This is a genomic window from Nonomuraea sp. NPDC049758 (assembly GCF_040674635.1).
GTDB lineage: Bacteria > Actinomycetota > Actinomycetes > Streptosporangiales > Streptosporangiaceae > Nonomuraea.
On the sequence record NZ_JBFAMZ010000013.1, the window covers coordinates 24495 to 45045 of the forward strand.

General features: G+C 70.7%; 19 protein-coding genes and 1 tRNA gene. 15 read left to right on the forward strand and 5 right to left on the reverse strand.

Features of this window, described 5'->3' with window-relative positions; all coding sequences use genetic code 11:
- Nucleotides 1–261: 261 nt before the first annotated feature.
- Entirely contained in the window at nucleotides 262–765 is a 504-nt protein-coding gene (locus AB0J46_RS30495) for a MarR family transcriptional regulator (protein WP_364337682.1), read from the reverse strand.
- Between the two features lie 56 nt (nucleotides 766–821).
- Between AB0J46_RS30495 and AB0J46_RS30500 the strand changes: the two genes are divergently transcribed.
- From AB0J46_RS30500 to AB0J46_RS30515, 4 genes are all read left to right on the forward strand, one after another.
- Nucleotides 822–1592, forward strand: a complete 771-nt coding sequence (locus tag AB0J46_RS30500) for a trans-aconitate 2-methyltransferase (RefSeq protein WP_364337683.1) — start codon at nucleotides 822–824, stop codon at nucleotides 1590–1592.
- 85 nt (nucleotides 1593–1677) lie between these two features.
- Nucleotides 1678–2028, forward strand: coding sequence for a VOC family protein (locus tag AB0J46_RS30505; RefSeq protein ID WP_364337684.1), 351 nt, complete (start codon nucleotides 1678–1680; stop codon nucleotides 2026–2028).
- Between the two features lie 52 nt (nucleotides 2029–2080).
- Entirely contained in the window at nucleotides 2081–3556 is a 1476-nt protein-coding gene (locus tag AB0J46_RS30510) for a CYTH and CHAD domain-containing protein (RefSeq protein WP_364337685.1), read from the forward strand.
- Entirely contained in the window at nucleotides 3553–4728 is a 1176-nt protein-coding gene (locus AB0J46_RS30515; protein WP_364337686.1) for a cytochrome P450, read from the forward strand. The genes AB0J46_RS30510 and AB0J46_RS30515 overlap by 4 nt, the downstream gene beginning before the upstream one ends.
- 4 nt (nucleotides 4729–4732) lie before the next feature.
- Here the strand turns inward: AB0J46_RS30515 and AB0J46_RS30520 are convergent, their stop codons facing one another.
- From AB0J46_RS30520 to AB0J46_RS30535, 4 genes are all read right to left on the reverse strand, one after another.
- The gene (locus AB0J46_RS30520; RefSeq protein WP_364337687.1) at nucleotides 4733–5566 is read right to left on the reverse strand and encodes an NUDIX hydrolase; all 834 of its coding nucleotides are present in this window, start codon (nucleotides 5564–5566) and stop codon (nucleotides 4733–4735) included.
- Entirely contained in the window at nucleotides 5556–7616 is a 2061-nt protein-coding gene (locus AB0J46_RS30525) for an RNA degradosome polyphosphate kinase (protein ID WP_364337688.1), read from the reverse strand. The genes AB0J46_RS30520 and AB0J46_RS30525 overlap by 11 nt, the downstream gene beginning before the upstream one ends.
- 55 nt (nucleotides 7617–7671) lie before the next feature.
- Nucleotides 7672–8538 carry a TetR family transcriptional regulator gene (locus AB0J46_RS30530; RefSeq protein ID WP_364337898.1) on the reverse strand — a complete coding sequence of 289 codons (867 nt, stop codon included), beginning with the start codon at nucleotides 8536–8538 and terminating at the stop codon, nucleotides 7672–7674.
- Between the two features lie 79 nt (nucleotides 8539–8617).
- The gene (locus AB0J46_RS30535; protein WP_364337689.1) at nucleotides 8618–9556 is read right to left on the reverse strand and encodes an acyl-CoA desaturase; all 939 of its coding nucleotides are present in this window, start codon (nucleotides 9554–9556) and stop codon (nucleotides 8618–8620) included.
- A gap of 303 nt (nucleotides 9557–9859) precedes the next feature.
- Here AB0J46_RS30535 and AB0J46_RS30540 point away from each other — a divergent pair.
- The 11 genes from AB0J46_RS30540 (at nucleotide 9860) to AB0J46_RS30590 (ending at nucleotide 20362) form a co-directional block, all read left to right on the forward strand.
- Nucleotides 9860–9931: transfer RNA gene (locus AB0J46_RS30540), tRNA-Gln, on the forward strand.
- A 135-nt stretch (nucleotides 9932–10066) separates the two neighbouring features.
- Entirely contained in the window at nucleotides 10067–11518 is a 1452-nt protein-coding gene (gene glmU / locus AB0J46_RS30545; protein ID WP_364337691.1) for a bifunctional UDP-N-acetylglucosamine diphosphorylase/glucosamine-1-phosphate N-acetyltransferase GlmU, read from the forward strand.
- Complete coding sequence (locus AB0J46_RS30550) at nucleotides 11515–12492, forward strand: ribose-phosphate diphosphokinase (RefSeq protein WP_352321976.1); 978 nt, start codon at nucleotides 11515–11517, stop codon at nucleotides 12490–12492. The genes glmU and AB0J46_RS30550 overlap by 4 nt, the downstream gene beginning before the upstream one ends.
- A 97-nt stretch (nucleotides 12493–12589) precedes the next feature.
- Nucleotides 12590–13219, forward strand: a complete 630-nt coding sequence (locus tag AB0J46_RS30555) for a 50S ribosomal protein L25/general stress protein Ctc (protein WP_364337693.1) — start codon at nucleotides 12590–12592, stop codon at nucleotides 13217–13219.
- A 63-nt stretch (nucleotides 13220–13282) separates the two neighbouring features.
- Complete coding sequence (pth, locus tag AB0J46_RS30560; RefSeq protein WP_364337695.1) at nucleotides 13283–13867, forward strand: aminoacyl-tRNA hydrolase; 585 nt, start codon at nucleotides 13283–13285, stop codon at nucleotides 13865–13867.
- 234 nt (nucleotides 13868–14101) lie between these two features.
- The gene (locus AB0J46_RS30565) at nucleotides 14102–15478 is read left to right on the forward strand and encodes a sugar transferase (protein ID WP_364337899.1); all 1377 of its coding nucleotides are present in this window, start codon (nucleotides 14102–14104) and stop codon (nucleotides 15476–15478) included.
- On the forward strand, nucleotides 15478–16242 hold the full coding sequence (locus tag AB0J46_RS30570) for a 3'(2'),5'-bisphosphate nucleotidase CysQ (RefSeq protein ID WP_364337696.1): 765 nt from the start codon (nucleotides 15478–15480) through the stop codon (nucleotides 16240–16242). The genes AB0J46_RS30565 and AB0J46_RS30570 overlap by 1 nt, the downstream gene beginning before the upstream one ends.
- Nucleotides 16243–16260: 18 nt before the next feature.
- Entirely contained in the window at nucleotides 16261–17175 is a 915-nt protein-coding gene (gene cysD / locus AB0J46_RS30575) for a sulfate adenylyltransferase subunit CysD (protein WP_364337697.1), read from the forward strand.
- Nucleotides 17175–18437 (forward strand): sulfate adenylyltransferase subunit CysN, encoded by a 1263-nt coding sequence (gene cysN / locus AB0J46_RS30580; RefSeq protein WP_352321986.1) that lies wholly within the window; start codon nucleotides 17175–17177, stop codon nucleotides 18435–18437. The genes cysD and cysN overlap by 1 nt, the downstream gene beginning before the upstream one ends.
- A gap of 141 nt (nucleotides 18438–18578) precedes the next feature.
- Entirely contained in the window at nucleotides 18579–19478 is a 900-nt protein-coding gene (locus tag AB0J46_RS30585; RefSeq protein WP_364337698.1) for a sulfotransferase, read from the forward strand.
- The gene (locus AB0J46_RS30590) at nucleotides 19475–20362 is read left to right on the forward strand and encodes a glycosyltransferase (protein ID WP_364337699.1); all 888 of its coding nucleotides are present in this window, start codon (nucleotides 19475–19477) and stop codon (nucleotides 20360–20362) included. The genes AB0J46_RS30585 and AB0J46_RS30590 overlap by 4 nt, the downstream gene beginning before the upstream one ends.
- Nucleotides 20363–20551 lie beyond the last annotated feature (189 nt).

Genomic DNA, 20551 nt, shown 5'->3' on the forward strand with positions numbered 1-20551 from the left:
CGGGCCCAGGGCCCCGCGCAACGACGGAACCGCATGAGAGCCCCGCATGAGAAACCCTCAGGAGAGCGGAACCGCAGCACCCCAGCAGAACCGCGGTACCCCCAGCAGAGCAGAACCGCAGTGGAACAGAGTCGCACACAACCGGCCGCCGCCGCCACTGCTGGAACCGTCGCCGGGCGGCCGTGGCCCTGAGGCCCCCGAAGAAGGGGCCGCGCGCCGCCGCGCCCGCTGGAAGAGCGTGCGTAAAACCTCGTAGAGGGGTTATTGGGGGGAGTCGAAGGGGGCGAGGAGCAGGCGGAGGAGGGCGGCGAGGGAACGCTGGTCGGCGAGTTGGAGGCCGGAGAGCAGGTCGCGCTCACGCCGCAGCAGGTCGGCGAACGCCGCGTCCACCCGCGCCACCCCCGTGTCCGTCAGCGACACCAGCACGCCGCGCCGGTCCTCGGGGTCGGGCCGCCGCCGCACCAGACCCGCCTGCGCGAGCCGGTCGATGCGGTTGGTCATCGTCCCGGACGTCACCAATGTGGCCCGCAGCAGGGCCCCGGGGCTCAGCTCGTACGGCTTACCGGCCCGCCGCAACGCGGTGAGCACGTCGAACTCCCAAGGTTCCAGATCATGTTCGGCGAACGCCGCCCGCCTGGCGCGGTCGAGATGTTTGGCCAGCCGTGACACCCTGGAGAGGACCTGGAGGGGCTCGACGTCGAGATCGGGCCGCTCGATCCGCCATGCCGCGACCAGCCGGTCGACCTCGTCATCCTGTGGCGTCATGACACAGAGTCTACTGTCTTGACATCGAGATATCTCTCTCGATATCAATTATCTCTATGTCAAGAGATATCTGGGACCCGGTGACCTACGCCGTCTACGCCGACGAGCGGTCGCGGCCGTTCATCGAGCTGATATCCAGAGTCGGTGCGGTGGCTCCCGATTATGTCGTGGACGCGGGCTGCGGCAGCGGCGAACTCACCGTCATGCTGGCCGAACGCTGGCCGGACGCCACCGTCGAGGGCTTCGACGCCTCGCCCGCGATGATCAGCAAGGCTCGCAAGCTCACCGGCTCGGTGCATTTCGCCGTGGCCGACGTCGACACCTGGCACCCCGACCGCCCCATGGACGTGATCGTCTCCAACGCCGTCCTGCAGTGGGTGCCCTCCCATCACGGCGTGCTCGAACACTGGCTGGAGGAGCTGGCCCCCGGCGGCTGGCTGGCCTTCCAGGTGCCGGGCAACTTCGACGCCCCGAGCCACGTCGCCATCCGCGAGCTCTGCGCCTCCCGCACCTGGTCCGACCGGCTCAGCGACCTCAACAGGACCAACCCGGTGGACGACCCGATCCAGTATCTCGACTTCCTCAACGACGGCGGCTGCCAGGTGGACGCCTGGGAGACCACGTACGTGCACCTGCTCCAGGGCGAGAACCCGGTCCTCGACTGGGTCTCCGGCACGGCCCTGCGCCCGATCCTCGACCGGCTCGACCCGGCGGAGCAGCGGCGGTTCAAGGCCGACCTGGCCGGGCCGCTCGCCGAGGCCTACCCGGCCAGAAGCTACGGCACCCCCTTCCCCTTCCGCCGAATCTTCGTGGTGGCCCAGAAATGACCGGGGCTCAGAAATGACCGGGGCTCAGAAATGACCAGGGTTCAGAAATGACCGGGGCCCAGAAACGACCTGTGGAGACCCAGAGATGACGATCAAGGCCCTGCACCACGTCCAACTCGCCGCCCCCAAGGGCAGCGAGCCCGAGCTGCGCGCCTTCTACGGCGACGTGCTCGGCCTGCGCGAGGTCCCCAAGCCGCCGGAGCTGGCCAGACGCGGCGGCGCCTGGTTCCGCGGCGACGGCGTGGAGATCCACCTCGGCATCGAGGACGACTTCAGGCCCGCCCGCAAGGCGCACCCGGCGTTCCTGGTCGAGGACCTCGACGCCTACGCCGCCAGGATCCCGGGCGCGGTGCCCGACGACCTCTTCCCGGGCTACCGCCGGATCTACGTCACGGACCCCGTGGGCAACCGGATCGAGCTCCTGCAGGCCGTGTGATGTTCACCTGCAGGTGGCATCATGGTCCGATATCGGACACTTGTGAGGTGCAGTGGGCATCGAGATCGAGGACAAGTTCGACGTTCCGACCGACTACACGATCCCGGACCTGAGCGGCCTGGCCCAGGTCACGGGCCCGCGCGGTCATCAGCTCGTGGCGCTCTACTACGACACGGCCGATCTGCGGCTGGCCGCGCGCGGCGTCACGCTCAGACGCAGGCGCGGCGGCGACGACGCGGGCTGGCACCTGAAGCTGCCCAAGGCCAGGGGCGTGCGTCAGGAGATCACGTGCCCGCTCACCCGCAGCACCAAGGTCGTGCCGCCGGAGCTGGCCGAACTCGTCCGGGCCTACGCCAGGGGCGCGGAGCTCCAGGTGGTGGCCGAGCTCGACACCCGACGCAGCGTCACCCTGCTGCACGACGGCGGCACCCGGCTGGTCGAGATCGCCGACGACCGGGTGAAGGGCACCGTCCACCGGGACGGCAGGGTGCTGCGGTGGCGCGAGGTCGAGGCCGAGCTGCTGGCCGAGGACCGCCGCGACCTGCTGGCCAAGGTCGGCAAACGGCTGCGCAAGGCGGGCGCGACCCCCGCGGGCAGCGCCAGCAAGCTCGCCCGGCTCCTCGAACCCGCCTCGCCCGCCAGGGCCGCCACCGAGCCCGGCACGGCGGGCGAGATCGTCATCGACTACCTGGCGGGCCAGGTCGCCGCCCTCCTCAGCCAGGATCCGCGGGTGCGCAGGGCCGAGGAGGACGCCGTCCACCAGATGCGGGTGGCCTCGCGCAGGCTGCGCAGCGCGCTCAAGGCGTTCAAGTCGGTGGTGACCGGCACGGAACAGGTCCAGGAGGAACTGCGCTGGCTCGGCACGGTGCTCGGCGAGGCCCGCGACCTGGAGGTGATCAGGGCCAGGTTCGCCGGGGAGCTGTCCGGCCTCGCCCCCGAGCTGGTCACCGGTCCCATCCAGACCCGTCTCGGCGCGGACCTGCGCGTTCGCGAGCAGGAGGCGTACGGGCGCATCAAGGACGCGCTCAGCGGCGACCGCTACTACACCCTCCTGGACGCCCTCGACGCCCTGATCGCCACCCCCGAACTGGGCAAGGCCGCCGCCAAGCCGGCGAAGGACAAGCTCACCGCCCTCGCCGCCGCCGGCTGGGACCGCGTGACCAGGGCGTACGAGGCAGCCCAGGCCACCGAGGACGCCGGACGCCGCGAGATCGCCCTGCACGACGTCCGCAAGGCGGCCAAGCGCGCTCGATACACCGCCGAAGCCCTCGAACCCACCCTCGGCAAGGGCATGGCCAGGCTGGCCGAGCTGGCCGAGAACGTCCAGGAGGTGCTGGGGGCGCACCGGGACGGCGTGGTCGCCCAGGAGACGCTGGCCAAGGAGGCCGAGGGCGCCCGGCAGGCGGGCGAGGACACCTTCACGTACGGGCTGCTGATCGGGATCGAACGCAACACCGCCGAACGTGCCGAGGCCGATTTCCCCAGAGTCTGGGCGGAAAGCGTGAAGGCGGTTAAGAAGGTTCTATGACGAACCTTCCGGCAATACCCTTCGCGCGCAGCGACCCCCTCGACGTTCCGGCGGCCTACCGGGAGCTGCGGGAGAAGGAGGGCATCGCGCGGGTGCGCACCTCGGTGGGCGACGAGGTCTGGCTGGTCACCGGCTACGAACAGGCACGCAGGCTGTTCAGCGACAGCCGGCTGGGACGCTCCCACCCCGAGCCCGAGCGGGCGCCGCGCGTGTCCAACTCGGCCCTGCTCGGCGGGCCGCAGGGCGAGACCGCCACCGAGAAGGCCGACCACGAGCGCCTGCGCAGGCTGTTCGCGCCCTCCTTCTCGGCCCGGCGGATGAGGCGGCTGGCCGGCGAGGTCGGCGCCCTGGTCGAGGAGCGGCTGGACCGCCTGGCCGGGCTCACGCCGCCGGCCGACCTGCACGCCGAGCTCTCCTTCCCGCTGCCCGTGCTGGTCATCTGCCGGCTGCTCGGCGTCCCGTACGAGGACAGGGAGTACTTCAGCGGCGTGTCCGCACGCATGGCGGACCTCCAGGACGAGGCGGCCGGCGTCGCGGCACGGGCGGAGCTGAGCGCCTACATGGCCGGGCTGATCGCCCGCAAACGGCACGAACCGGCCGAGGACGTCCTGTCGGACCTGGCGGGCGAGCTGGACGACGACGGCAAGATCGCCGAGCTGGCCGCCGGCCTGCTGTTCGCCGGGCACGAGACCACGGTCAACCGCATCGACCACGGCGTGCTCCTGCTGCTGGCCAACCCCGGCCAGCTCGACCTGCTGCGGTCGGATCCCGGGCTCGCGCCCGCCGCGGTCGAGGAGATCCTGCGCATGGCCGCGCCGAGCCTGCACGGCCTGCCCAGGTACGCCCACGAGGACATCGAGATCGACGGCCGCACGATCCGCCGCGGCGAGGCCGTCGTCCTCAATACCGGCGTGGCGAACCGGGACGAACAGGTCTATCCCGATCCCGACACCTTCGTCATCGGCCGTCCTCCGACCGACCCGCATCTCGCCTTCGGGTACGGCCCGCGGTTCTGCATCGGCGCGAGCCTGGCCAGGGTGGAGCTGGAGGCGGTGTTCAGCCGGCTCTTCCAGCGTCTCCCCGGCCTGCGCCTGGCCGTCCCGGTCGCCGAGCTGCCGCGCAACGAGGGCAGGATCACCCAGGGCTTCGCCCGTCTGCCGGTCACCTGGTGAGCCGTCAGGTCGCGTAGCGCTCCACGCCGACGACGTGCCCGCCGACCCGGTGCAGCACCGCGAACGCGCCCTTGCGCAGGTGCACGTCCTTGCCGCTCAGCGCGTGGATCAGGTGCGGCAGGACCTTGCCGTGGCTGCACACGGCCGCGGGCACGGCGAGGTCGCCGACCAGTTCCGGCGTCTTGTGCGGGTCCTGGCCCTCCTCGCTGAGCAGCGGCTCGGTCCTGATCTCGCCCCCGTACGGCTCCAGCGTCTGGACGCACCGCCGGCTGGGCGAGCTGACCAGCAGCTCCGGCCGGTAGGCGGGCAGCACGGTGGCCAGGGCGGCGGCCTGGGAGCCGCCGTGGTCGTCCAGCGGGCGCAGCGCGTCGTCGCCGTCCCACCGGCTCCTGGACCCGGCCGTGGCGTGCCGGACGAGCACCAGCGGCACGGTCGCGAGCGGCGCGGCGGTCAGGGCGCGCAGCAGCCCGGCGTCCCACTCGTAGGTCAGCAGCTCGCGAGCCCGGTCGACGGGCAGCCAGCGCAGCCCGTCGACCTCGTCGCCCGGCTCGAAGCCGGCGTCGGAGGCGACCCGCGCCGTCCAGTAGTCGACGCGCTTGAGCCGGCCGCCGCTGAGGTAGTGGATCGGCGGCAGGGCCCGGCCCAGGACGACCGTCAGGCCGGTCTCCTCGGTGACCTCGCGCAGGGCGGCGGCGATGACGTGCTCGCCGCTCTCCAGCTTGCCCTTGGGGAAGGTCCAGTCGTCGTAGCGCGGGCGGTGGATCACCGCCACCTCGGGTCCGCTCTCCGCGCCCCTCCAGACCACGGCTCCGGCGGCCCGGAGCAGGTCAGTCGTCAACGGTCCTCCATCGCCTGGTGCCGACGAGATGGCTCTGCAGGTCCTCGCCCTGGTGGCGGATCCAGGTGCCGTCGGAGTTGAGCCACCACGCGTTCGTGGTGTCGGCCATGGCCAGGTCCATCAGTTCGATCAGGTACGCCTTGTGCTGCTGGGAGGTCACCTTGACCAGGGCCTCGACCCGCCGGTCGAGGTTCCTGCGCATCAGGTCGGCGCTGCCGATCCACACCTCGGGACGCCTGCCGAGGCCGAACTCGTACACGCGGGAGTGCTCCAAAAAGCGCCCCAAAACCGACCTTACGCGGATATTTTCTGACAAATTGGGGATTCCTGGGCGAAGGATGCAGATACCGCGCACCCACAGGTCCACCGGCACCCCCGCCCTGGACGCCCGGTAGAGCGCGTCGATGATCGGCTCGTCCACCAGCGAGTTCGTCTTGATCCTGATCCGCGCCGGGCGGCCCGCCTGCTGGTGGGCGATCTCCCGGTCGATCCTGGCCAGCAGGCCGCTGCGCATCGAGTGCGGCGCGACCAGCAGCCGGCGGTAGGCCGAGTGGTTGGAGTAGCCGGTCAGGTGGATGAACAGGTCGGTGACGTCCTCGCCCACCAGCGGGTCGGCGGTGAGCAGGCCGAAGTCCTCGTACTGGCGGGCCGTCTTGGGGTTGTAGTTGCCGGTGCCGATGTGGCAGTAGCGGCGCAGCTCGCCCGAGGGCTCCTGCCGTACGACGAGGGCCAGCTTGCAGTGGGTCTTCAGGCCGACCACGCCGTAGACCACGTGGCAGCCGGCCCGCTCCAGCTTCCTGGCCCAGGAGATGTTGGCGTGCTCGTCGAAACGGGCCTTGATCTCCACGACCACGACGACCTGCTTGCCCGCCTCGGCCGCGTCGATCAGCGCGTCGACGATGGGCGACTCGCCGCTGGTCCGGTAGAGGGTCTGCTTGATCGCCAGCACCCGCGGGTCGGCCGCGGCCACCTCGATGAAACGCTGCACGCTGGTCGCGAACGAGTCGTACGGGTGGTGCAGCAGCACGTCGCGCTCGCGCAGGGTGGAGAAGAGGTCGTCCTCGGCGTTGATCACCTCGGCCGGCACGAACGGGCGGAAGCTCAGCTCGCCGCGGTCGAGGTCGGCGATGGCGTGCAGGCCGGTCAGGTCGAGCGGGCCGGGCAGCCGGTAGATCTCGTGCGGGGCCAGCTCCAGCTCCTCGATGAGCGGGGCCAGCACCTCCGGCGTGATCGTCTCCTCGACCTCCAGCCGCACGGGCGGCCCGAACCGCCGCTTGAGCAGCTCCTTCTCCAGCGCCTGCATGAGGTTCTCGGTGACGTCCTCGTCGACGTCGAGGTCTTCGTTCCTGGTGACGCGGAAGACGTGGTGCTGGAGGATCTCCATGCCCTTGAAGAGCTGGCCGAGGTGCGCCGCGATGACGTCCTCCAGCGGCACGAACCGGTCCTTCGACGCCGGCACGAACCGGGGGAGCTGCGAGGGCACCTTCACCCGCGCGAAGACGGTGTGGTCGGTGATCGGGTTGCGCACCAGCACGGCCAGGTTGAGGCTGAGCCCGGAGATGTAGGGGAACGGGTGCGCCGGGTCGACCGCCAGCGGCGTCAGCACCGGCCTGATCCGCTCCCTGAACAGCTTGCGCAGCTCCGTGCGCTCCTCGCGGCCCAGGTCGTCCCACCGGACGATCTCGATGCCCTCGGTCGCGAGCTGGGGGCAGACGCGGTCGTGGAAGGCGGCGGCGTGCCGCTTGGCCAGGGAGTCGGCGATCGTGGCGATCCGGGCCAGCTCCTCGCGCGGCTTCAGCCCGCTCTTGGTGCGCAGCAGCAGCCCGGTGGCCATGCGCCGCTTCAGGCCGGCCACCCGTACGCGGAAGAACTCGTCCAGGTTGCTGGCGAAGATGGCCAGGAAGCGCACCCGTTCGAGCAGCGGGACCGACGGGTCCTCGGCCAGTTCGAGGACGCGCTCGTTGAACTGGAGCCAGCTTTCCTCGCGGTTGAGGAACCGCTCCTGTGGCAGGGGCAGGTCGTTTCCCGATTGCAGCGGTTCCGCGGACATATGGCCTATATTGCCCCGATTGGTTGAACGGAACGTTAACGTAGCCGCAACGAACTCACTCTGGCTGTTCGGCCTGCTCCAGGCGTGCGGCGCGCTCGGCGAGCCTGGCCTCCCGCTGACGGATCTTCTCCTCGCGCTCGCGGGCCTTCTCCGCCTCCTTCAGCAGCCGCTCGCGCTCCTTCAACTCTCGTACCCGGGCTTTCTCCGCATCACGCAACTCTCGCTGGCGAAGCTTCTCGGCTTCCTTGAGTTCCTTCTCGCGGGCCTTCTCGAACTCGCGCAGATCCTTGTCGCTGACCCGCGGCTTGGCGGCGGCGGCCTGGTTGCGGGTGGCCACCGAGATCGCCGGGCTCGGGTTCAGCCCGGTCAGGCCGTTCCAGGCCAGGTTCACCAGGTGCGCGGCGACCTCCTCGCGGCCCGGCTTGCGCACGTCCAGCCACCACTGGCCGGTCAGCGCGACCATCCCGACCAGCATCTGGGCGTACATCGGGGCGAGCTTGGGGTCGTAGCCCCGGCCGGCGAACTCGTCGGCCAGGACGTCCTCGACCTGGCTGGCGATCTCGCTGATCAGGCTGGCGAACGTGCCCGTGCCCGAGGCCGCGTGCGAGTCGCGCACCAGGATGCGGAAGCCCTCGCTGCTCTCCTCGATGTACTGGAGCAGGGCCAGGGCGGCCCGCTCCAGCTTGATGAGGGAGTGGGAGGCGGCGAGGGCCGAGGTGATCATGCCCAGCAGCTTCTGCATCTCGCGGTCGACGACGACCGCGTAGACGCCTTCCTTGCCGCCGAAATGCTCGTACACCACAGGCTTCGACACCTGCGCGGTGGCGGCTATCTCCTCTATAGAGGTCCCGTCGAACCCCTTCTCGGCGAACAGCGTGCGGCTGATCAGGATCAGCTGCTCTCTGCGCTCTCTACCGGACATGCGCCTGCGAGATCGGGGTTCGGTCACGGGTTCCATAATGACGGCCACGGACGAATGGCCGTTCATCGGCTGATTCTCGTCAGGCAATGCGCTTCGCCGCCAGGCGTTCTGGCGTCGGCCAGCGCACGTCGTACACCCAGCCCGCCCGTTCGAACAGGCGGATCAGGCCGGCGCTGAGGTCGATCTGGCCCTTGAGCGCGCCGTGCCGGGCGCAGGTGGGGTCGGAGTGGTGCAGGTTGTGCCAGGACTCGCCGAACGACGGGATGGCCAGCCACCAGACGTTGCGCGACTTGTCACGCGTCTGGAAGGACTCCTCGCCGAAGACGTGGCAGATCGAGTTGATCGACCAGGTCACGTGGTGCAGCAGGCCGATGCGGATCAGCGAGCCCCAGAACAGCGCGGTCAGGCCGCCCTGCCAGGACCAGGTCAGCAGCAGGCCCAGCACGCCGGGCAGCAGGACCGAGACGAGGGCCAGCGTGGGGAACCACTTGTGCAGCTTCTGGATGTCCTCGTCCTTGCACAGGTCGGGGGCGTACTTCTCGCGGTTGGTGCGCTCGCTCTCGAACAGCCAGCCCATGTGGGCGTACAGCAGGCCCTTGGACATCGACTTGAAGCCGGGGCCGAAGCGCCACGGCGAGTGCGGGTCGCCCTCCTTGTCGGAGAACTTGTGGTGCTTGCGGTGCGTGGCCACCCAGTCCAGCACGGACATCTCCAGCGACAGGCTGCCCGCGATGCCCATCGCGATCTTCAGCGGCCGCTTGGCCTTGAACGAGCCGTGCGTGAAGTAGCGGTGGAGCCCGACGGTGACGCCGAGCCCGGAGACGACGTAGAAGACGAAGGCGATGACGATGTCCGTCCAGCCGAGTCCCCATCCCCAGGCCAGCGGGACCGCCGCCGCGAGCGCGACCAGGGGCAGTCCGACCACGAGTGCGAACGTGATGATCTCTGCCCTGGACTTCGGTTCTTCTTCGAAGTCGGGCTTCGGGGCGGGGGAGGAACGCTCGGCGAGAACGGTCATGGGCTACCTCCAACGACATGTATGAGGATGAATGTCCAGGCTACGCCACCGTAACCTACGCCATCGTAAGTAAGGAAGCCCTAAGTGTGGATGTCACTTAGCTGACGGCCGGCGCGCCCAGGTGAGTGGGTTTCGTGCCTTGCGGCTTTTGGGGTGGTCTGTTATGCGACCAGCGCGCCGACTACCCCCGCGTGTCCCCGGTATTCGCGGCACTGGAGATGTGCGAGAGAATTGGGGGCGCATACGCCCGTGCGGGCTCGGTATCGTAGGGGCTGTGTGTCGGACGCCACGGCGTCCGGTCCGTCCCGGATCGTCTAATCGGCAGGACAAGTGGTTTTGGTCCACTTTGTAGGGGTTCGAGTCCTCTTCCGGGAGCCTTGACAGCCATCCCGCGACTCCCCGCGCGAGAGAGTTCCGAACCGGGCAGGTATCCTCACGGTGTCGGGAGGGTTGCGGTGCGGTAGCCGCGCCGACGACCCTGATCCGTCCAGTCACAGGGAGCCTCAGTCCGTGAGTGTGCCGCGCCCGGCAGCCGTCATCGTCCTCGCCGCGGGCGAGGGCACCCGGATGAAGAGCCAGACCCCGAAAGTCCTCCACGAGCTGTGCGGCCGCGCGCTGGTCGACCACATGCTCGCCGCCGCCCGCGACCTCGATCCCGAGCGGCTCATCGTGGTCATCGGCCACGCGCTCGAACAGGTGGGCGGCCATCTGGCCGCCACCAGCCCCGACGCGCGCGCCGTCGTCCAGCGTGAGCAGCGCGGCACCGGCCACGCCGTCCGCACCGTGCTCGAAGAGGTCGGCACGATCGCCGGCACGATCCTGGTCACCTACGGCGACGTGCCGCTCATGCAGGCCCGCACGCTCGCCACGCTGCTGGCCAGGCACGCCGCCGACGGCAACGCGGTCACCGTGCTGACGGCCGAGGTGCCCGACCCGACCGGCTACGGCCGGATCGTCCGCGACCACTCCGGCGCCGTGCTGGAGATCGTCGAGGAGAAGGACGCCGACGACGAGCAGCGCGCGATCAAGGAGATGAACTCCGGCATCTACGCCTTCGACGGCCTGCTGCTCGCCGACGCCGTCAAGCGCGTGTCCACCGACAACGCCCAGGGCGAGGAGTACCTCACCGACGTCCTCGGCATCCTGCGCGGCGACGGCCACCGGGTCGGCGCCTGCGTGGCCGCCGACTACGTCGAGGTCGAGGGCGTCAACGACCGCGTCCAGCTCGCCTTCGCCCGCAAGGTGCTCAACCAGCGGCTGCTGGAGCAGCACATGCGCGCCGGCGTCACCGTCGTCGACCCGGCCACCACGTGGGTCGACGTGGGCGTCGAGATCGGGCCCGACGCCGTCGTCCACCCCGGTACCCAGCTCCACGGCCGCACGGTCATCGGCGCCGGAGCCGAGGTCGGCCCGGCCACCACGCTGACCGACACCCGCGTCGGCGAGCGCGCCGTCGTGCGCAACGCGGTCTGCGACGACGCCGAGATCGGCCCCGAGGCCAACGTCGGCCCCTACGCCTACCTGCGCCCCGGCACCGTGCTCAGCCGCAGGTCGAAGGCGGGCACGTTCGTCGAGATGAAGAACACCAAGGTCGGCGAGCGCTCCAAGGTGCCCCACCTCACCTACGCCGGCGACGCCACCATCGGGGAAGACGTCAACATCGGCGCCTCCACTGTCTTCGTCAACTACGACGGGGTCGACAAACACCACACCACCGTGGGCGACGGCGCGTTCGTCGGCTGCGACACCATGCTCATCGCCCCCGTGACGATCGGCGAAGGCGCCAACACCGCGGCCGGATCCGTGATCGTCAGCGACGTACCCCCAGGGGCGATGGGCGTGGCCAGGGCGCGACAGCGCAACATCGAGAAATGGGTCCTGCGCAAGCGCGCGGGCACCAAGTCGGCCGCCGCCGCCGAACGGGCGCTGGCCGAGCGAGCACAGCAGGAGAACGAACAGTGACCAGCATCAAACAGCCGGGCGAGAAGAACCTCATGCTCTTCTCCGGCCGGGCCTATCCAGAGCTGGCCGAAGAGGTCGCCGAGCACGTCGGCGTCTCACTCACCCCCACCAAACTGATCGACTTCGCCAACGGCGAGATCTACGCCCGCTACCTGGAGTCCGTCCGCGGCTGCGACGCGTTCGTGATCCAGAGCCACACCGGTCCCATCAACAAGTGGATCATGGAACAGCTCATCATGGTCGACGCGCTCAAGCGGGCCTCGGCCAAGCGCATCACCGTGGTCATGCCGTTCTTCGGCTACGCCCGCCAGGACAAGAAGGGCCGCGGCCGCGAGCCCATCACGGCCCGGCTGATGGCCGACCTGTTCAAGACCGCCGGCGCCGACCGGCTCATGTCGATCGACCTGCACACCTCGCAGATCCAGGGCTTCTTCGACGGTCCCGTCGACCATCTGTTCGCGATGCCGGTCCTGGAGAGCTACCTGAAGAACAAGCTCGACCTGGAGAACACGACCGTCGTCTCGCCCGACACCGGCCGCGTCCGTCTGTCCGAGCGCTGGGCCGACACCCTCGGCACGCCCCTGGCCTTCATCCACAAGCGCCGCGACCTCGACGTGGCCAACTCCGTGAAGGTCAGCGAGGTCGTCGGCAAGGTCAGCGGCCGCACCTGCGTGCTGATCGACGACATGATCGACACCGCCGGCACGATCTGCAAGGCCGCCGACGCCCTCTACGAGCAGGGCGCGACCAACGTCATCGTGGCCGCCACCCACGCGGTCTTCTCCGACCCCGCCGTCGACCGGCTGAAGAACTCGCGCATCTCCGAGGTCATCGTGACCAACACGCTGCCGTTGTCGGAGGCCAAGCGGTTCGACAAGCTGACGGTGCTCTCGATCGCGCCGCTCATCGCCCGCGCCGTCACCGAGGTCTTCACCGACGGCTCCGTCACGAGCCTGTTCGAGGGCGACACCTGAGCGAGTAAGCTGTACGGGTTGCGCTCGTAACGCCTTCCGCTAGGGCGGGTGAGGGGGAGCGCGCCACAATCCGATCTCTGCATCCCTAGGAGATGTCATGTCTGAAGTACGTATCGCCGCCGAGCCGCGCACGGTGTTCGGCAAGGGCGCCGCCCGCAAGATCCGTCGCGCCGACAAGGTGCCCGCCGTCCTCTACGGGCACGGCATCGACCCCAAGCACCTGACCCTGCCCGGTCACGAGGTGCTGCTGGCCCTCCGCACGCCCAACGTGCTGATCCGCCTCCAGGGTGACGGCGTCGACGAGCTGGCCCTGCCCAAGGGCGTGCAGCGCGACCCGATCAAGGGCTTCGTCGAGCACGTCGACCTGCTCCTGGTCAAGCGCGGCGAGAAGGTCACGGTCGAGATCCCGGTCACCACCACCGGCGACGTCAACTCCGAGGGCCTGCTCGACCAGCAGCTCGTCTCGGTGGCCGTCGAGGCCGAGGCCACCCACATCCCGACCGGCGTCGAGGTCGACGTCGAGGGCATGGAGGTCGGCACCGTGATCACCGCCGCGCAGCTCGACCTGCCGTCGGGCGCCACGCTGGCCGCCGACCCCGAGGCCGTGGTCCTCCACGTCATCGCCAAGCCGACCGAGGAGCCCGCCGCGGAGGCCGCCGAGGCCGCCGAGGGCGAGACCGCCGAGGCCGAGGGCGAGGGCGAGAGCGCCGAGGCTGCCGCCGAGTAAGCACGTACCGCGAAAACGGGGGTGGCGCGAGGCCGCCCCCGTTCCGCTGTAAGGGGAGCGCACATGGACCGCTGGCTGATCGTCGGACTGGGCAATCCGGGGCCCGAATACGCGGGTAACAGGCACAACGCGGGCTTCATGGTGCTCGACGAGCTGGCCGCGCGGGCCGGCGGGCGCCTCAAGGCGCACAAGAGCAGGTCCGAGGTGCTGGAGACGCGGGCGGCCGTGCTGGCCAAGCCGCTGACGTACATGAACCTGTCGGGCGGGCCGGTCAAGGCGCTCGCCGACTTCTACAAGATCGGCCCCGACCGGCTGATCGTCGTCCACGACGAGCTCGACGTCCCCTACGGCGCGCTGCGCGCCAAGCTCGGCGGCGGCGACAACGGCCACAACGGGCTCAAGTCCATCACCAAGGTCCTCGCCACCCGCGACTACCTGAGGGTGCGCTTCGGCATCGGCCGGCCGCCCGGCCGCATGGACCCGGCCACCTTCGTGCTCCGCGACTTCGCCACCGTCGAGCGCAAGGATCTGCCCTTCCTCGTCGACCGGGGCGCCGACGTCGTCGAGTCGCTCATGGCCCGTGGCCTGGAAGCCACCCAGAACGACTTCCACCGGGCTGATCTGCACATTTCCGGCCCTCCGCGCTGATCGCCGCATAGAACCGTTCACCGCCTGTCGCGCCGCACGCACGGCTAGCATCGGTGACTGTCCGTTCGGGAACGGGCACACAGAGGCGTGCCACCGCCCGGAGCGACGGCGGGAGAGCGGAGCGGGGGAAGACGGCATTTGGCGACCGAGGCCGCCTCACGGAGTGAGGCAGGAGAGCCCGTGAAGTCCGGCGAGGCCCTCTCGTGGCGGGTCAGCCCGGTGACTCCGGCGTGGATGCGTTCCTACCGGTTCCGTGCCGTGGTGGGCGATCTGTGCGGGGCGGGCATCGGGTCCGCCGCCGCCTTCTGCGGCAGGTTCGGCGGGTTCACCCCTTACGTGCTGCCGTATCTGCTGGTCAGCGTGGCGCTGCCGTGGGTGTGGATCTGCGCGGTCGCGCTCAACCGGGCCTACGAGCCCCGCATGATCGGCGTCGGCTCCGAGGAGTTCCGCCGCGTCGTGCACGCCGGGGTGGCGCTGACCGCGGCCACCGCGATCGGCTCGTACGTCACCAAGACCGACGTCGCCCGCGGCTACGTCGTGCTCGCGCTGCCCCTGGTCACGCTGCTCACGCTGGTCGCCCGCTACCTGCTGCGGCGCTCGCTCAACCGGCGCAGGGCGGCCGGGGCCTGCATGCGCCGGGTGGTCGCGGTCGGCCATCCGGCCTCGATCGCCGAGCTGGTCCACCTCTTCCGCAGGGAGCGCCACCACGGCATGGACGTCGTGGCCGCCTGCCTGCCCTACGGCGAGCCGCCCGGGGTGCTGACCGAGGTGCCCGTCGCGGGCGACTTCGGCGACGTGCCGCTGGTCGTCGACCAGGTGCGCGCCGACACCGTGGCGGTGCTGGCCTGCCCCGAGATGGACGGCGACGCGCTGCGCCGGCTGGCCTGGCGGCTGGAGCGCACCCACACCGAGCTGGTGGTCGCCCCCGCCCTGATGGACGTCGCCGGCCCGCGCACGATGATCCGGCCGGCCGCCGGGCTGCCGCTGCTGCACGTCGAGCACCCCGAGCTGACCGGCGCCCGGCAACTGGTCAAGAACGTCTTCGACCGCGTCGTCGCCGCCGCGCTGCTGGTGCTGCTGTCGCCGCTGCTGGCGGCCCTGGCCGTGGCCGTGCGCGGCACGAGCCCGGGGCCCGCGCTGTTCCGCCAGACCCGGATCGGCAAGGACGGCAGGCCGTTCACGATCCTGAAGTTCCGTACCATGCGGCGCGGCTCGGAGCAGCAGAAGATCACGCTTGTCAGCGACCACGACGGCGTGCTGTTCAAGATCCGCAACGATCCGCGCGTGACTCCGCTCGGCACGCTGATGCGCCGCCACTCCCTCGACGAGCTGCCCCAGCTCATCAACGTGCTGCTCGGACACATGTCGCTCGTCGGCCCCCGCCCGCCCCTTCCGGAGGAGGTGGCGCGCTACGGTGACGACGTGCGCAGACGGCTTCTGGTGCGTCCCGGGCTGACCGGGCTGTGGCAAGTGAGCGGACGATCTGACCTATCGTGGGAGGAATCCGTCCGTCTCGACCTGCGTTACGTGGAGAACTGGTCCCTCACGCTGGACCTGCAGATCCTGTGGAAGACTTGGTCGGCCGTCGCCCGCGGGCAAGGAGCATATTGATGACGATTCGCGACGACCACGCCGTGGCCGGCGACCTGGCGACGGAGGCGGGCGAGAGGCTGCTGCAGGTTCGCGAGCGCACCGGGTTCGGCGACTCCGCCGCGCTGCGCGCGGAGGGCGACCGGGCCGCCCACGTGTTCCTCATGGAGGCGCTGGCACGGTTGCGTCCCAGTGACAGTGTCCTGTCCGAGGAGGCCACCCGCGAGGAGCGGCTCGACCCGCGCAGGCTGGGCGCCGAGCGCGTGTGGATCGTCGATCCCCTCGACGGCACGCGCGAGTTCTCCGAGGAGGGCCGGGCCGACTGGGCGGTGCACGTCGCGCTGTGGGAGCGCGGCAAGCTGACCGCGGGCGCCGTGGCGCTGCCCGCGCAGGGCCGTACGCTGACCACCGCCGAGCCGCCCGCCCTGCCGGCCTTCGAGAAGGGCCGCTTCCGCATCGCGGTGAGCCGCACCCGGCCGCCGGAGTTCGTCCAGAAGCTGGCCTACCTGCTGGGGGCCGACCTGGTGCCGATCGGCTCGGCGGGGGCGAAGATCTCCGCGGTGCTCACCGGCGAGGTCGAGGCGTACGTGCACGCCGGCGGCCAGTACGAGTGGGACTCCGCGGCCCCCGTCGCCGTCGCGCAGGCGGCCGGGGCGTTCGCCAGCCGCGTCGACGGCTCGGAGCTGACCTACAACCAAGCCGACCCGTCACTACCGGATATCCTGGTTTCCCTACCGGAGCTGGCGACATCCCTGCTCGCCGGAATTCGGGACCTGCATCGCTAACCGCCGGAGGAAGCGCCCATGCTCCAGCGCGACTACACGACGTCGCAGCTCGACGTACTCGAAGCCGAGGCCATTCACATCATGCGCGAGGTGGCGGCGGAGTTCGAGCGGCCGTGTCTGCTCTTCTCCGGCGGCAAGGACTCGATCGTCATGCTCCGCATCGCGGAGAAGGCGTTCTGGCCCGCGGCCATCCCGTTCCCGCTGATGCACGTCGACACCGGGCACAACTTCGACGAGGTCATCGAGTTCCGCGACCGCCGTTCCGAGGAGCTGGGCGCGCGCCTGATCGTGGCCAGCGTGCAGGAGTCGATCGACAGCGGCCGGGTGGTCGAGGAGACCGGCCGGCGCGCCTCGCGCAACCGCCTGCAGACCACCACGCTGCTCGACGCGATCGAGGAGCACGAGTTCGACGCCGTCTTCGGCGGCGCCAGGCGCGACGAGGAGAAGGCCCGCGCCAAGGAGCGCGTGTTCTCCTTCCGCGACGACTTCGGCCAGTGGGACCCGAAGAACCAGCGCCCCGAGCTGTGGAACATCTACAACTCCCGCATCCGCAAGGGCGAGCACATCCGGGTCTTCCCGCTGTCCAACTGGACCGAGCTCGACATCTGGGACTACATCCGCCGTGAGGGCATCGAGATCCCCTCGATCTACTTCTCGCACACCCGCAAGGTGTTCGAGCGCGACGGCATGCTGCTGCCCGACTCCGACGTCGTGTCCCGCGGCGACGACGAGCCGCTGTTCGAGGCCGTCGTGCGCTACCGCACGGTCGGTGACATGACCTGCACCGGCGCCGTGGCGTCCACGGCCGCCACGGTCGAGGAGATCATCGAGGAGATCGCGGCCACCCGGATCACCGAGCGGGGGGCCACCAGGGCCGACGACCGCTCGTCCGAGGCCGCCATGGAGGACCGCAAGCGAGAGGGCTACTTCTGATGGACATTCTCCGCTTTGCCACCGCGGGAAGCGTCGACGACGGCAAGTCCACCCTCATCGGACGGTTGCTCTTCGACTCCAAGGCCATCTTCGAGGACCAGCTCGAAGCGGTCGAGCGCACCTCCCGCGACCGCGGCACCGAGTACACCGACCTGTCGCTGCTGACCGACGGCCTGCGGGCCGAGCGCGAGCAGGGCATCACGATCGACGTGGCCTACCGCTACTTCGCCACGCCCAAGCGCAAGTTCATCATCGCCGACACGCCCGGCCACATCCAGTACACCAGGAACATGGTCACCGGCGCCTCCACGGCCGACCTGGCGATCATCCTCATCGACGCGCGCAAGGGCGTGCTGGAGCAGTCGCGCCGGCACGCGTTCCTGACCTCGCTGCTGCGCGTGCCGCACCTGGTGCTGGCCGTGAACAAGATGGACCTGGTCGACTACTCGCAGGAGCGGTTCGAGGAGATCCGGGAGGAGTTCACCTCCTTCGCCTCCAAGCTCAACGTGAGCGACCTGACGTTCATCCCGATCTCCGCGCTCAACGGCGACAACGTCGTCTCGCGTTCGGAGAACATGCCCTGGTACCTCGGCACGTCCCTGCTCCACCACCTGGAGAACGTGCACATCGCCTCCGACCGCAACCTGGTCGACGTGCGCTTCCCCGTCCAGTACGTGATCCGTCCGCAGAAGGCCACCGACCACGCCTTCCACGACTACCGCGGCTACGCGGGCCAGGTCGCGGGCGGGGTGCTCAAGCCGGGCGACGAGGTGACCCACCTGCCGTCCGGGCTGAGCACGCGGATCGCCTCGATCGACACGTTCGACGGGCCGGTGGAGGAGGCGTTCCCGCCCATGTCGGTCACGCTGCGCTTCGAGGACGACCTCGACATCTCGCGCGGCGACATGATCGCCAGGCCCAACAACCAGCCGCACGCGGCCCAGGAGCTGGAGGCCATGGTCTGCTGGATGGCCGACGGCCTCAAGCTGACCCCGCGCACCAAGCTGACGATCAAGCACACCACCCGCACGGCGCGGGCGCTGGTGCGCGACCTGCACTACCGGCTCGACGTCAACACGTTGCACCGGGACGAGGAGGCCACCGCCCTCGGCCTGAACGAGATCGGCCGGGTCTCGCTGCGGGTCACCCAGCCGCTGTTCGTCGACGACTACGCCCGCAACCGGCTGACCGGCGGCTTCATCCTCGTGGACGAGGCCACCAACGGCACGGTCGGCGCAGGCATGATCATCGACGCCAGCTGAGCGTCCCAGAACGGCCCGGCGACACCACGCCGGGCCGTTCGCCGTTTCGGTAGATCTTTGCGGGGTTTCCTGACCATCTGATTACCCTCCGCGCTAGGGTCGTCGCGTTCCGTGTTGGCGACGTGTGAAGGCCCTCCCCCTGTGACCGACCGCGCATCCGCCACCCGAGTGATCTTCCTCGGTGGCCTCGGCCGTAGTGGCACCACTCTGCTGGAGCGGCTGCTCGCCGAGCTGCCCGGCGTCGTGGCGCTCGGCGAGGTGGTCCACCTGTGGTCGAGGGGCGTGCTGGCCGGAGAGCCGTGCGGCTGCGGCGCCGCCTTCGCCGCCTGCGACTTCTGGCGGCAGGTGGGCCGGGCGGCGTTCGGCGGATGGCGGCCGTCGGTGGCCGAGCGGGTGCTCGCGTTGCGGCAGCGGGTCGATCGCACCCACCGGATGGGGCGCATCGCGCATCCCGACCTGGCCGAGTACGCGCGGGCCTACCGGAGGGTCTACGAGGCGACCGGCGCGCCCGTCGTGATCGACTCCAGCAAGCACGCCTCCCTCGCCCACTGCCTGGTCGCGGCCGGCATGGACGTCCGCGTCGTGCACGTCGTCCGGGATCCGCGGGCGGTGGCCCACTCCTGGCGCAGGACCGTCGAGCGGCCCGAGGACGGGCGTCCCATGACCCGCTGGGGGCCGCTGCGCACGTCCCTCCACTGGACCGCCCAGAACGCCGGTCTTGAGCTCCTCGCCCGCCAGGGGGCCCGCGTGACCCGGGTGCGCTACGAAGACCTGGTCGCCGATCCGGAGCCCACGCTGACCGCGCTGGCCGGCTTCCTCGGGCTCGACGTGCCCGGCCTGCCGTTCCTGGAGGGCACGACGGCGCGGCTCGGGCCGGCGCACACCGCGTCCGGCAATCCGATGCGGTTCCAGGTCGGGGGGATCCGGCTGCGGTGCGACGACTCGTGGCGTTCGGGGCTGCCCGTCCGTGACCGGCGGCTGGTCACCGCGCTCACCTGGCCCCTCCGCGTCCGGTACGGCTACCGGGAGGTCGCCGCGTGAGCGCGCCGCCGTCCGTGGGGGTGGTGATCCCGACCTGCGGCGACCGGCCCGAGCTGCTGCGCGAGGCCGTGGCGGCGGTGCTGGCCCAGGACTATCCGGGGCGGCTGGCCGTGGTCGTGGTCGACGACGGCGGGCGCGGGTGCCCGGGGGCGGAGCTGGGCGTGCCCGTCCTGGCCAACCGGCGTACCCCTGGGCTTCCCGGGGCGCGCAACACCGGCATGGCGGCCCTCGACACCGATCTCGTCGCCTTCTGCGACGACGACGACCTGTGGCTGCCGGGCAAGCTCGCCGCCCAGGCGCGGGCGCTGGCCGCCGCCGGTGGCGAGTTCGCGAGCTGCGCCATCGAGGTCGAGCACGCGGGGCGCCGGGTGGCCAGGCTCGCGGGCGCCGACACGGTGACCGCGGCCGACCTCCTGCGGTCGCGCATGGTGATGGTGCACTCCTCGACGTTCCTGTTCCGGCGCGGGGCCCTGTGGGCCGACGAGAGCGCCCCCGGGGGCCAGAACGAGGACTGGGACCTGGCCCTGCGTGCGGCCCGGCGGCGGCCGATCACGCACGTCGACCGGCCGCTCGTCCGCGTGCGGTGGGGTGGTTCGTCCTACTACGCGGCCCGCTGGGCGGACCGGATCGCCGGGCTCGACTGGATGCTCGACCGCCATCCCGAGCTGGCCGCGGACCGGCGCGGCGCGGCGCGGGTCTACGGCCAGCTCGCCTTCGCGTACGCGGCGCTCGGGCGGCGGCGCGCGGCGGTGCGGTGGGCGGTGCGCGCGTTCGGGGCGCGGCCGGGTGAGCCGCGGGCGCCGATCGCGCTGGCCGTCGCGGCGGGGATCGTCCCGGCCGCGACCGTGCTCGGGCTGCTGCACGGACGGGGGCACGGCATATGACCCCGCCCAGGACCCGCATCCCCGCCGTCCCCGTCCAGCGCCCGTCCACCCCGAGCCCCGCTTCCGACTCCCCGCCCGCCCGCGGCCATGCCGCCGAGGCCGCTCGGGCCCGCGCGGCCGGGCCCGCGGCCGGGCGGATCCGTGGCGCTGAGCCGGGGGCTGCCCGCACCCTCCCGTCCGAGCGCCCGG

What these genes read in the sequence shown, in the direction of transcription:
- AB0J46_RS30495 (WP_364337682.1), bottom strand. Translation starts at nt 765, where the DNA reads ATGACGCCACAGGATGACGAGGTCGACCGGCTGGTCGCGGCATGGCGG.
- AB0J46_RS30500 (WP_364337683.1), top strand. Translation starts at nt 822, where the DNA reads ATGTCAAGAGATATCTGGGACCCGGTGACCTACGCCGTCTACGCCGAC.
- AB0J46_RS30505 (WP_364337684.1), top strand. Translation starts at nt 1,678, where the DNA reads ATGACGATCAAGGCCCTGCACCACGTCCAACTCGCCGCCCCCAAGGGC.
- AB0J46_RS30515 (WP_364337686.1), top strand. Translation starts at nt 3,553, where the DNA reads ATGACGAACCTTCCGGCAATACCCTTCGCGCGCAGCGACCCCCTCGAC.
- AB0J46_RS30525 (WP_364337688.1), bottom strand. Translation starts at nt 7,616, where the DNA reads ATGTCCGCGGAACCGCTGCAATCGGGAAACGACCTGCCCCTGCCACAG.
- AB0J46_RS30530 (WP_364337898.1), bottom strand. Translation starts at nt 8,538, where the DNA reads ATGTCCGGTAGAGAGCGCAGAGAGCAGCTGATCCTGATCAGCCGCACG.
- AB0J46_RS30535 (WP_364337689.1), bottom strand. Translation starts at nt 9,556, where the DNA reads ATGACCGTTCTCGCCGAGCGTTCCTCCCCCGCCCCGAAGCCCGACTTC.
- AB0J46_RS30555 (WP_364337693.1), top strand. Translation starts at nt 12,590, where the DNA reads ATGTCTGAAGTACGTATCGCCGCCGAGCCGCGCACGGTGTTCGGCAAG.
- pth (WP_364337695.1), top strand. Translation starts at nt 13,283, where the DNA reads ATGGACCGCTGGCTGATCGTCGGACTGGGCAATCCGGGGCCCGAATAC.
- AB0J46_RS30565 (WP_364337899.1), top strand. Translation starts at nt 14,102, where the DNA reads ATGCGTTCCTACCGGTTCCGTGCCGTGGTGGGCGATCTGTGCGGGGCG.
- AB0J46_RS30570 (WP_364337696.1), top strand. Translation starts at nt 15,478, where the DNA reads ATGACGATTCGCGACGACCACGCCGTGGCCGGCGACCTGGCGACGGAG.
- cysD (WP_364337697.1), top strand. Translation starts at nt 16,261, where the DNA reads ATGCTCCAGCGCGACTACACGACGTCGCAGCTCGACGTACTCGAAGCC.
- cysN (WP_352321986.1), top strand. Translation starts at nt 17,175, where the DNA reads ATGGACATTCTCCGCTTTGCCACCGCGGGAAGCGTCGACGACGGCAAG.